Source organism: Listeria immobilis, assembly GCF_014322765.1.
Classification (GTDB): Bacteria; Bacillota; Bacilli; order Lactobacillales; family Listeriaceae; genus Listeria; species Listeria immobilis.
This window is the reverse complement of record NZ_JAASTZ010000007.1, coordinates 1-11,744: the sequence shown is the minus strand read 5'-3', so window position 1 is coordinate 11,744 and position 11,744 is coordinate 1. Positions and strand designations below refer to the sequence as shown.

Sequence of the window (11,744 nt, the reverse complement as noted above, 5' to 3'; positions counted from 1 at the left end):
TTTTTGGAGTAATCTCTCCTGTCTCAACATCGACCTTTTTTTATTTAATTGTTACGTACTCTAAATCAACTAATTTTGCCCATGTTTCAATTTGATCAGAGGTTAAGTTTAAAGAAATAACGGTATGATGTCCGCCACCGGTTTCAATCCATGACTGAACGCCTTCATGGAAGTTTGGTTTTGGTTGCCACATTACCCGTGCAACAGGTAAGTTTGGTGCAGCTTCTGTTGGCTCAAATGCAACTACTTCGTTAATCAATAATTTATAATGGGTGCCAAAATCCGCCATAGAAACGACAACACCTGCACCTGACTTTCCATCAAAGACTAAACGAGCAGGGTCTTCTCGATTCCCCATTGAAAGAGGAGAGACAACAATTTTCGGCTTATTATTAGCTAACGTTGGGTCAACTTCCATCATATGAGATTGTAAAATCGCTTCTTGACCTACTGCTAATTCATAAGTATAGTCTTCCATAAATCCAGTGTTTTCATTTCTAGCCATAATTTTCATTAAGCGATCAATCGCAGCTGTTTTCCAATCTCCTTCGCCAGCAAAGCCATAACCTTCTGCCATTAAACGTTGGACAGCTAAACCTGGTAATTGTTGCATACCATATAAATCTTCAAAGTTGGTACTGAAGGCATTGTAATTTCCTGCTTCAAGAAAGCGACGCAAACCAATTTCTTGACGTGCTTGTACTTTTACATGTGCCGTCCATTTTTCTTCGTCATACTCCCCATAATCAAAATCGTATAACGTTTGATATTCTGCAAACAATGTATCCACTTCTTCTTTTGTTACTGCATCAATGACTTGAACTAAATCCCCAATGCCAAAGTAATCAACTACCCAACCAAATTGAATTTGTGCTTCTACTTTATCTCCTTCTGTCACGGCTACATTTCGCATGTTATCCCCAAAACGAGCCACTTTAATAGCAAAGCTTTCATTATATGCTACGGCTACATCCATCCATTCAGCAATTTGTTTTTGTATTTCCGTACGTTGCCAGTAGCCTACAACCACTTTATTTTGTTTGTTTAAACGAGCATTAATAAAACCGTATTCACGATCGCCATGCGCTGCTTGATTTAAGTTCATAAAGTCCATATCTATAGTTTTCCAAGGAATACTTTCATTGTACTGGGTCGCTAAATGAAGCAATGGTTTTTGCAACAATTTTGTACCACGAATCCACATTTTAGCTGGGGAAAATGTGTGCATCCACGTAATGACACCAGCCACTTCATCCCGATAATTGACTTCTTTCATAATTTTCGTAATGGTCTCTGCCGTTACAGCTAGTTCTTGTAGTTTAATTGGATAAGGTAATTGACCACTATCATTTAACAGTTGTACCATTTCTTTTGCATGGGTACGAACTTCTTGTAATGCTTCTTCTCCATATAAATGTTGTGAACCGACGACAAACCAAAATTCTTTTTGACTAATTGTTAGCATTTTTTTCTTCCTCTCCATTCTTGACTATTTTAAAATCATTGGATTATTTTTGACCGTAATAGGCATCTTTACCATGTTTACGTAAATAATGTTTATCTAAAATTCGTTGAGGTAATTCTTCTGAAAAATGATTCAATTGTCGCGTGAATAAATTCATTTTACATACTTCATCCAATACCACGGCGTTCATTACAGCACTTTTAGCATCTTTGCCCCATGTAAAAGATCCATGACCATGTAATAACACACCTGGAACAGCCATTGGAGCAATCCCTCGTTGTTGGAAGGTTTCAACAATCACATTTCCTGTTTCTTTTTCATATCCTCGATTAATTTCTGCTTGTGTTAAAAAACGTGCACAAGGTACTGTCCCATAAAAAGTATCTGCGTGAGTAGTCCCCATGGCGGGCACATCTAAGCCAGCTTGTGCCCAAATTGTTGCCCATGTTGAATGCGTATGAACAACCCCTCCGATTTCTGGATATTTTTGATACAAAATAACATGGGTAGGTGTATCAGAAGACGGATTTAATTTTCCTTCTACCACGTTACCTGCTAAGTCACAAACCACCATATCTGCTGGTTGTAACGTATCATAATCCACACCAGATGGCTTAATTACAAATAACTCTTTTTCTCGATCAATGCCACTGACATTCCCCCAAGTGTATTTGATAAGCCCTTGTTTAGGTAATTCTACATTTGCCTGATAAACTTCTTCTTTTAAAGCTTCTAACATCTTTGTCCCTCCTTTGATTCTTAGTTCCATGCTTCTGCAGTTTTTTCAATTGATAGTCCCGCCTCATAGCGTTGCATAAACTGTTGGAAGCCCAGAACATCATCAGGATTAGGTTTTTCCTCAATTGCTTGGCTTTGTACAAAAACTTGTTGCGCTAAATAATCTGTTAAAGTGACTTCTTTTTCGGCATATTTTAAATAATCTGCTAATAAAGCAATCCCCCAAGCGCCTCCTTCACCAGCTGTTTCCATTAACGAGACAGGTGTATTCATTGCCGCAGCTAAAATTTTTTGTGCCACCCCGGCAGTTTTAAAAATACCGCCGTGCCCGAACACTTGATCAATGGCTACCTGTTCTTCATCTGTTAAGATTTGCATGCCTATGTGCAATGCACCAAATGCTGAATACAAGTGGCTTCGCATAAAGTTTGCCAAATTAAATTGACTATCTGGTGTCCGAATAAACAACGGACGCCCGTTTGACACTTGCGTAATGTTTTCACCAGATAAATAACCATAAGGAAGTAAGCCACCACAATCTTTATCCCCTAATAAAGCCTGTTTGAAGAGCAGTTCATACAACTGATTTGTTGAGATGTTTAGTCCACCGAGCGTTGCAAATTCATTAAACAGTTGTATCCAAGCATTAATATCAGAAGAACAGTTATTCGCATGAACCATCGCTACTAATTCTCCAGCTGGTGTAGTTACCATGTCCAATGCTGTATGAACTTTCTTTAACTCTTTTTCCAAAACAATCATAGCAAAAATCGAAGTCCCCACAGAAACATTTCCGGTACGAATAGCGACACTGTTGGTAGCAACCATCCCCGTCCCTGCATCGCCTTCTGGTGGACATAACGGAATCCCAGCCTTTAAATCACCTGAAGGATCCAACCGTTTAGCTCCTTCTTCGGTTAATATCCCTGCAGATTTTCCAGCGGCAAGGACATGTGGCATAATCTCTTTTAATTGCCAAGGGTACTTAGCAGATATGACTTTTTGCTCAAAACGTGCCAGCATTTCTGCATCAAACTGCTTCGTTTTAGGATCAATTGGAAACATCCCTGAAGCATCGCCAATTCCTAACACTTTTTCACCAGTGAGTTGCCAATGAATAAATCCTGCTAAGGTAGTCATATAGGCTATGTCTTTTACATGTTCTTCTTGGTTCGACATCGCATGGTATAAATGAGCAATACTCCAGCGTTGAGGGATATTGTAATCAAATAATTCCGTTAGTTCTTTTTCTTCTGCGGCCGTCATAGTATTCCGCCATGTTCGAAAAGGAACCAGTAAACGATCGGATTGATCAAAAACTAAGTAGCCATGCATCATAGCACTAAACCCTAATGCTCCTACAGTTGTTAAGGTTACATCGTAGGTTGTTTGGACATTTGTTTTTAATTGTTGATAACTCTCTTGTAATCCATGCCAGATTTCTTCCAGACTATAGGTCCAAATGCCGTCAATTAATTGATTTTCCCATTCGTAAGTGCCTGAAGCGATTGGTTGTTGATAATCATCAATCAAAACAGCTTTGATTCGAGTGGAACCAAATTCAATGCCTAATGATGTCTTTCCTTGACTAATTGTTTTTTTTACTGCTTTCGAGTCCATTATTACGCCTCCTGTACCTGAATTTCATTATTCATTTGTTTTCATATTTCGTGTGTAGCCTGTTGGTTCACCGAAAACAGGGAAGCCTTCCTCATCCCATGAAAAAATTTGTGCATTAGCATGTCGATTGGGGTTATCTAACGGATCGCCTGCTTTATTTTTTTCTGGTCGAGCATGGTATACAAGAACATCAGCTTGGTCATCTTCACTTTTTGTAAACGAGTTATGTCCTGGTCCGAATTGTCTATTTTTTTCTGAGGAAACAAAAACGGGTTCTGAAGCCTTATGCCAAGAATAGCCATTTAATAAATCGGCATTTTCATCTGCCCACAGTAGGCCAATTGCATAATTTTCATCTGTGGCACTTCCAGAATAGGTGATAAATACTTTGCCATTTCGTACTATGGCAGCCGCACCTTCATTGACAGAAAAACCAATTTTTTCCCACTCAAATTCTGGAATAGATAATAAAACTTGTGAGCCTTTTAGCGTCCAAGGATTTTCCATTTCAGAAATATAAAGATTGGAATTTCCCGGAATTCTAGGATCTTGTTGTGCCCAGACATAATACAATTTATTTTGATGTTGAAATGCTGTACCGTCCAAACTGAAACTGTCAAAAGCCGTTTTAATTTGGCCTTTTTCAATCCAATCGGTGTTCATAGGATCTGCTTGTTGGTTTTCAATTACAAACATTCGATGATGGTGGTGTTGGTCCCGTATTTGTTCATCGTCGCTTGCAGCAAAGTAAATGTACCAACGCTCATCGATGTAATGAATTTCTGGCGCCCAAATCAGTTGACTCATTGGGCCTTCTGTCGGTGCCTGCCAGACCAACAAGCACTCTCCGTTTCCTAGTTCATCGATATTTTTCGCTCTACGAAGTTCAATAGACTGATATCCTGGTACCGAACCAGTAAAATAATAAAACCCGTCTGTATGTTTATAAATCCATGGATCAGCTCGCTCTATAACAATCGGATTTTTGTACGTCGCTTTTTTATTCATATACTTCCCTCTACTTTTCCTATAACTTTTTGATTTTAATAACATTCCATGAATATTTGTCCAGTGTAACGACTATTTTTCCGTTCTCTAAGCAGTTAATTGTTTTTGTTTGTGGAAGAAGTGTAGTTGGCGCGGTCCTTAAATTTTTATCGGATAATTGTTCACTTTTCAGAACAATCTGTTGACCAGAAGTTTCTAAAGAAAAATCGTGATCTAGCTGCACGGTTTGCTTCTCATGACTACGATTAACAAAAAATAAAACTAAGTCTTCTTCATTTTCTACAATGACACTGTCTACAAACGGAACATTTTGTGCCTTTTCAGAATCATATGTCGGTCCAGTGTCTACCTGTTTTAATACTTTTCCTGTTGCATAATTGGATAGATGTTCCAAAATATAATACGTTGGATTGCACCACGCTTGGCCACCTGCATCTGTCAAAATTAACGGAATCGTATTTACTAATAAAGATTGACAACCGATTTTCACTCGATCTGCATGACGCAAAATTGCTAAGCCTAGCGAACCAAATAACAAAGCATCTTCCATAGTAAAATAACACCAATCAATGGGACTCCCAATTTGAAAATCTTCATGTTCTTTTTCAGGTTGCGCATGTACGTTCCATTCATCAAATGCTAAGTACATCGTTTTCTCGCTCCGTAAAAGACCCTTTACATAGTCGCAAGTCGCGATAATTTCTTCAATTTGCCGATCAAAACGATACGCTTTAGCTAAATAAGTAGGTGTGTCATCCCGTTCATTTTTAGGTGGTCGCGTTAAATCATCTGCATCGTACTTATCGATATAGTTGTGTAATGCTAAATAATCCACCTGCTCGTATGCCTGTTCTAGTGCAACACGATCCCATTCTGGATAGCTAGCTAACCGTGGGGTTGAACTTCCTACTAAAATGGTTTCAATAGAATCGTCTACTAGCTTCATGACTTTTGATGCTTCATTTGCCAAACGGCCGTATTCATATGCACTTTTAGCACCAATTTGCCACGGACCATCAAGTTCGTTTCCCAAGCACCAAAGTTTGATATTAAAAGGAGTTTCTTGACCATTTTCCCGACGTAAATCACTCCAATATGTGCCTTTTGCAAAGTTGCAATATTCTACTAAATTTCGAGCATCGTCAATGCCTTTGGTTCCAAGATTAACTGTGAAAATAGGTTCAGCATTTGTTGGTTGTATCCATTGAAAAAATTCATGAATGCCAAATGTATTTGGTTCAATTCCCCGCCAAGCTAAATCAATTTTTCTCGGTCGCTTATCGATTGGGCCAATGGTATCCAGCCAATCATAACCAGAAGTAAAATTTCCTCCCGGATAACGAATCACACCTAAGTTTAATGATTTGACGAGTTCCAATACATCTTGGCGAAAACCATTTTCATCTGCTGTAGGATGCCCTGGTTCATAAATGCCTGTATAAACTACACTACCCATATGCTCCACAAAAGACCCAAAAAGGCGAGGACTAATTTCTCCTACTGCAAATGCTTGTCTGACGCTTATCTTTGTTTCATTCATGTTCCAACCTCCCTTTCCTTGATAATATTAAAAATAGTAATTGCCACAATCCTCCGACAAATAAGAAAATAAACGGCGGAAATAAAAAGACCAATAATGTAAACAAAAGAATCAACATACTACAACTAAGATTTCTTAAAAAGGAAACCACCAAATCCAAAGCACTTTCTTCAAAAATCCTGATGAAAGACGCTTGTTCCATTTGACTACAGTTATTTATCCACGAAATTAAAAGCATTAAATACATGATCGATACGACAAAACCACTAATCAGTAAGAACAAATTGTTTTCTTGTAGCAACAAATTCGTTATTGTAAATATCCCCACCGTCAAGCAACTCCACAATACGTTGATAAAAAAATGTTTACGGATCCCTGTAAAAAAGTACTTCAAAATATGTCCCGTTGCCCCTCCTTGCCATTGACGCAACACATACAACACTGCCACAGAAGCAGGCACTACAGTAATCACAGGTAAAGAAATCACGACCCACAATAAACCTAATAAAAGATAATCAGAAAGTACAATTAGTTTTGTATAAAATTTGGTTTCTACTAATTTCATTTGACCAACCTACTCTTTCATTCCAGTCATTGCCGTTCCTTGTACAAAGTATTTTTGAGCAAACATATACACAATTAATAACGGCAACATAGAAATAACTGTTCCTGCCATCACCGGTCCGTAAAAGGAAATATTTTGACCTGTGAATAATGCTAATCCAGCTGGCAATGTCCGCATTTCTGAGCTGCTCGTTAAAATTAACGGATACAATAAATCATTCCAACTATTCATTAATGTAAAAATAGCTAAAGATAAGACTGTTGGTTTACTTAATGGCAACATAATTTTCCAAAAAATCCTAAATTCGTTTAAACCATCAATTCGAGCAGCTTCTTCTAATGATGATGGCAATGTAATGAAAAATGAACGCATCATGAAAATTCCAAAAGCGGTAGTCATTCTTGGAATAATTAATCCAGAATATGTATCCAATAAGCCTAACAAGTTCACTTCAAGAAATAACGGAATCATAAATACTTGAAATGGAATCATCATGGTTAATAAAACAAAGTAGAACAAGACCGATTTTCCTTTAAAGTTCATTCGTGCAAACGCATAACCTGCCAGAGAATCAAAGAAAACAGATGTGATAACTGTTCCTCCAGCAAAAATGACGGTATTTTTGATGTAATCTAGCAACGGAATAGTAGACCAAACCTTGATATAATTATCTAACGTATAATTATCCGCAAAAATCTTTGGCGGAAATGAAATAATGTCCTTTTCAAATTTAAATGATGAAAGTAATAACCATAGAAAAGGAAAAGCAATGATAAATAACGCTAGTACCATACCAATAGTTGTGAAAATCTTTTTTCGACTAAATTTTTTTCGTTTATTTTCAGCGATTAAAATCGTTTGTTCAGTGACCATTGTTTTCCCTCCTATTTCATTTGTTTTTCTTTATTGGACATATATATATTCGTAGAAATAGCAATAACTGCCACAATGACAAACAGAATGGAAGATAATGACGAAGCATAGCCAAGTTCATATGGCGCGGTAAACCCACGACTATAAATATATTGGACCGCTGTTTCTGTTTTAAATTGTGGGCCCCCTCCTGTCGCTACATACACTTGGTCAAAGACTTGCATCGAACCAATTAAATTAGTCAAAATGCAAAAACCAAGCGATGGAACAATTTGCGGCAAAGTAATATTGAAAAATTGTTGACGGTTCGTTGCGCCATCCATTTCTGCTGATTCATATAACGAAGGAGAAATCCCTTGAATAGCCGTTAATAAAATCGTCATAGTGACCCCAAAATTTTTCCAAACTGTCATCACTGCAACAGTTGGCATTGCTAGAGTAGGATCTCTAAAAAATTGAGGAGTTGGCAACCCTACTTGCGTAAATAAGTATGGAATCGCACCTATATTAGGATCCAGTAACATCGAGAAAATAATCGCAATAGATGTCAGTGAACAAATAACTGGAATATAAAAAGTCGAGCGACAAAAACGATTAAACTTTGTATTTTTTGTAAGAACCACTGCTGCTAGTAAGCCAACTATAATCTGCAATGGCACCTCTAATAAAGTAAAATACAACGTGTGGAATAGTGAATTAATTGCACGACTATCACTGAAGATTCGACTGAAATTATCAAAACCGACGAAATCCTTATTGGTAAAGAAAATATTTAAATCAGTAAAACTAATGGCAAACGTTCCTAATAACGGAACCACCGTAAACAGTAACAAAATCAAAAAAGATGGAGCTAAAAATAAATATGCAGCATGATTCGGTTTATTCCAGTATCTGGCAAATGTTTTCAATCGATACACCTCTCTTTAAAAGATTTTGAAATGGTGATTGTGACTAAAGGGATTTCTGTCACAATCACCCGCCGTAATTTTTTGTTAGCCAATGACTGGCATTTATTGACTTAACAATTGATTGATAGCTTTATCAGCATCTTTCATTAGTTTTTCCGGATCATCGCCAGCCAATAATTTTTCAATTAGTGGATTGATAATATCATTGTTAATAGCAGAGATTTTAGTAAATCCAGGTAAGAACGGCTCCGCATAATCCATTTGTTTCGATAATTCGGAAACAATCTCATTATTTTTCACTTCATCGTCATTTGCTACAGAGTTCAAATAAGCTGGAAAACCATTTTCGATGCTCCATTTTTTCCCTACTTCTGTTGTATTCCAAAATTTTAGGAATTCATAAATCGCTTCTTTTTTGTCACTACTTGTGCTTGCTGGAATGGCATAGCCTACACCATCTAGAATAGCGGTTTTTTCACCATTTTCAGTTGCTTGTGGTAAGGTCGTTACTCCATAATTAATTTCATTGGCTTTCAAACCATTATTCAACCAAGGGCCATTCAATTCCAACGCTAATTGGCCTGCATTCATTAAATTATCCATTTCTGCTCCTGAAATAGATTCCGGACCTGCTTTTTCTTCGTAAATCATTTTTTGAATAGCTTTTAATGTGGCTAAATTTTCAGGAGAAGCAAATTCTGATTTTGTGTAATCATCATTCACTAATTTTCCTCCGTTTGCTAGCATCCAGTTATATAGTGGAGCATTGCCGTCTTTGTTAAAAACAAACCCAGAAACATTACTTCCTTTGTCTGCTAATTTAGGTGCCATTTCTGTTAGCTGATCCCATGTTTTCGGGGGTTTCGTTGCATCTATACCTGCTTTTTTAAATAAATCTTTGTTCCAATACATATACATACCTTGCACCTGCATCGGGATAAAATATTGCTCTTTGTTAACAATGCCAAGGTCTATAGCGGTTTTGGTAAAATCTGATTTGTCGACGCCATCATATTTCCAAAAATCATCTAACGGTTGAACCGCTCCATTTTCAACATATTGGGCATAATCAACATAATTCAAGGCAAAAAAGTCTGGAGCTGTATTTGATGAAATGGCTGGTGGCAATTTTTCGTTTAAATTAGCCCAAGTCATCACATCCATTTCCACTTTGATATTTTTGTCGTTGGTTTTGTTAAATTCATCGACAATCTTTTGTAAAACTTCTCCATCTGAAGCGGTAAATCCATTCCAGAAAGTAATGGTCACTTCATCTCCTGAGCCGTCCTTAGAAGCACTTTTCCCACTACCACAAGCTACCAAAAGACATGCTGCTACAACGACTATCGAACCAAGTAAAAATTTTTTGAATTTCATTGATAAATCCTCCCTTATTTTTTGTTTTTATTACCATTTGCAACGAATCATATTCCAAGAAAATGGTTGTAGTTGACAATGAACGCCATCAGCGACGATTTCATAAGCTGCTGATTCCGTTGGTTGAACGATTTCTCGTCCTTCTCTATTGATTTCCTTAATGTCAAAGCCACTTAATTGAGAAAATTCCTCTACTGAATTAACGATTATATTATCGAAAGTGATTTCAAAATCTAAAATTTCTTTCCCTCGATTAACAGCAAAAATTACTACTTCATTTTTTGATTCATTTAAAACTGCAATTGATTCAAGATAAGGCACTTTTGCAAAATCTTTTGTCTGATAGGTTTCTGATTCAATCCGTGGTTGTAACACCTTTCCACGACCATTATTTGACACTTGCATAAATGGATAAAAAATAGTCTGCTTCCATGCTTGACCTTCAGGATTCGTCATAACCGGCGCGATCACATTCACCAATTGTGCCAAACAAGCGATTTTAACACGATCACTATGCTTTAATAACGTAATAAGTAAACAACCTAAAAGTAACGAATCTTCAAAATTATACTGATCTTCCAATAACGAAGGAGCGATTTGCCATGGCTTAACTGTTTCGTCATGTTCGTTACTGTGATACCAAATATTCCATTCATCAAAAGAAAGATTGATTTGTTTGCTACTATGTTTTTTCGCTTTCACTGCGTCACAGATAGCTATAACACCTGTTATAAAAGCATCCATATCTAATGAACGTGCTAAATAGTTTTCAAGATCATCTTCTTGATTCCCATAATATTGGTGCAATGAAAGATAATCAATCGAGTCATAAGCATGTTCCAAAACGGTTAATTCCCAGTCGCCAAACGTCGGCATATGACTATGAGAGCTGCCACAAACTACCAATTCAATGGTCTCATCCACTAATTTCATGGCTTTGGCAGTCTCTGCGGCTAGCCGTCCGTATTCTTCTGCTGTCTTATGTCCAATTTGCCAAGGGCCGTCCATTTCATTGCCTAAACACCAGGTCTTGATGTTCAACGGCGTTTCTAATCCATTGGTTTTTCTTAAATTACTCCAATAACTATCTCCTTCATAATTGCAATATTCCACTAGATTTCTTGCAGCATCAATACCTCGAGTACCTAAGTTAACAGCCATATTGATTTGTGCATTTGCTTTTTTTGACCATTCATAAAATTCATGTAAGCCAATTTCATTTGTCTCAGTGGTTCGCCAAGCTAAATCCAAGCGCTTTGGTCGCTCTTCAACTGGTCCAATACCATCTTCCCAGTTATAGCCTGATAAGAAATTTCCACCTGGGTAACGAATAATTGGGACATTTAACTCTTTTACCAACGCTAAGACATCTTTTCTAAATCCTTGTTCATCTGCGTTTGAGTGCTCCGGTTGATAAATCCCTTCATAGACTGCACGACCCATATGCTCCACAAAAGAACCATAAATCCTCTCATCCACTTCAGAAATAGTAAAATGCGTATTCACCGACAATTTTGCTTTCAAATCCAACCCTCCTTTAATATTTATATAAATAATAATTCAATTTGAAAGCGTTGTCAATAATAATTATATTAAATAGTATTTTAACAATAAATATAACGTAAACATTTATATTAACCATATTTTGAT

General features: G+C 37.1%; 10 protein-coding genes. All 10 read right to left on the bottom strand.

What is annotated here, in order from left to right; genetic code table 11:
* Positions 1–40: 40 nt before the first annotated feature.
* Positions 41–1,465: an L-arabinose isomerase gene (gene araA, locus HCJ50_RS06515; protein ID WP_185344605.1), complete on the bottom strand. Its 1,425-nt coding sequence runs from the start codon at positions 1,463–1,465 to the stop codon at positions 41–43.
* Positions 1,466–1,508: 43 nt separating this feature from the next.
* On the bottom strand, positions 1,509–2,204 hold the full coding sequence (locus HCJ50_RS06510; RefSeq protein ID WP_185344603.1) for an L-ribulose-5-phosphate 4-epimerase: 696 nt from the start codon (positions 2,202–2,204) through the stop codon (positions 1,509–1,511).
* 20 nt (positions 2,205–2,224) lie between these two features.
* On the bottom strand, positions 2,225–3,823 hold the full coding sequence (locus HCJ50_RS06505; protein ID WP_185344601.1) for a xylulokinase: 1,599 nt from the start codon (positions 3,821–3,823) through the stop codon (positions 2,225–2,227).
* A gap of 27 nt (positions 3,824–3,850) precedes the next feature.
* Complete coding sequence (locus HCJ50_RS06500; RefSeq protein ID WP_185381499.1) at positions 3,851–4,831, bottom strand: glycoside hydrolase family 43 protein; 981 nt, start codon at positions 4,829–4,831, stop codon at positions 3,851–3,853.
* 19 nt (positions 4,832–4,850) lie between these two features.
* Entirely contained in the window at positions 4,851–6,371 is a 1,521-nt protein-coding gene (locus HCJ50_RS06495) for an alpha-N-arabinofuranosidase (RefSeq protein WP_185344597.1), read from the bottom strand.
* A complete protein-coding gene (locus tag HCJ50_RS06490; RefSeq protein WP_185344595.1) occupies positions 6,364–6,936 on the bottom strand; it encodes a DUF624 domain-containing protein in 573 nt (190 codons plus the stop codon). Before HCJ50_RS06490 ends, HCJ50_RS06495 begins: the two co-directional genes overlap by 8 nt.
* Positions 6,937–6,945: 9 nt before the next feature.
* A complete protein-coding gene (locus HCJ50_RS06485) occupies positions 6,946–7,809 on the bottom strand; it encodes a carbohydrate ABC transporter permease (RefSeq protein WP_185344593.1) in 864 nt (287 codons plus the stop codon).
* An 11-nt stretch (positions 7,810–7,820) separates the two neighbouring features.
* Complete coding sequence (locus HCJ50_RS06480; protein ID WP_185344591.1) at positions 7,821–8,717, bottom strand: carbohydrate ABC transporter permease; 897 nt, start codon at positions 8,715–8,717, stop codon at positions 7,821–7,823.
* A 102-nt stretch (positions 8,718–8,819) separates the two neighbouring features.
* Positions 8,820–10,094, bottom strand: coding sequence for an ABC transporter substrate-binding protein (locus HCJ50_RS06475; protein WP_185344589.1), 1,275 nt, complete (start codon positions 10,092–10,094; stop codon positions 8,820–8,822).
* Between the two features lie 30 nt (positions 10,095–10,124).
* Positions 10,125–11,624 carry an arabinosylfuranosidase ArfA gene (gene arfA, locus HCJ50_RS15990; protein ID WP_311769580.1) on the bottom strand — a complete coding sequence of 500 codons (1,500 nt, stop codon included), beginning with the start codon at positions 11,622–11,624 and terminating at the stop codon, positions 10,125–10,127.
* Positions 11,625–11,744 lie beyond the last annotated feature (120 nt).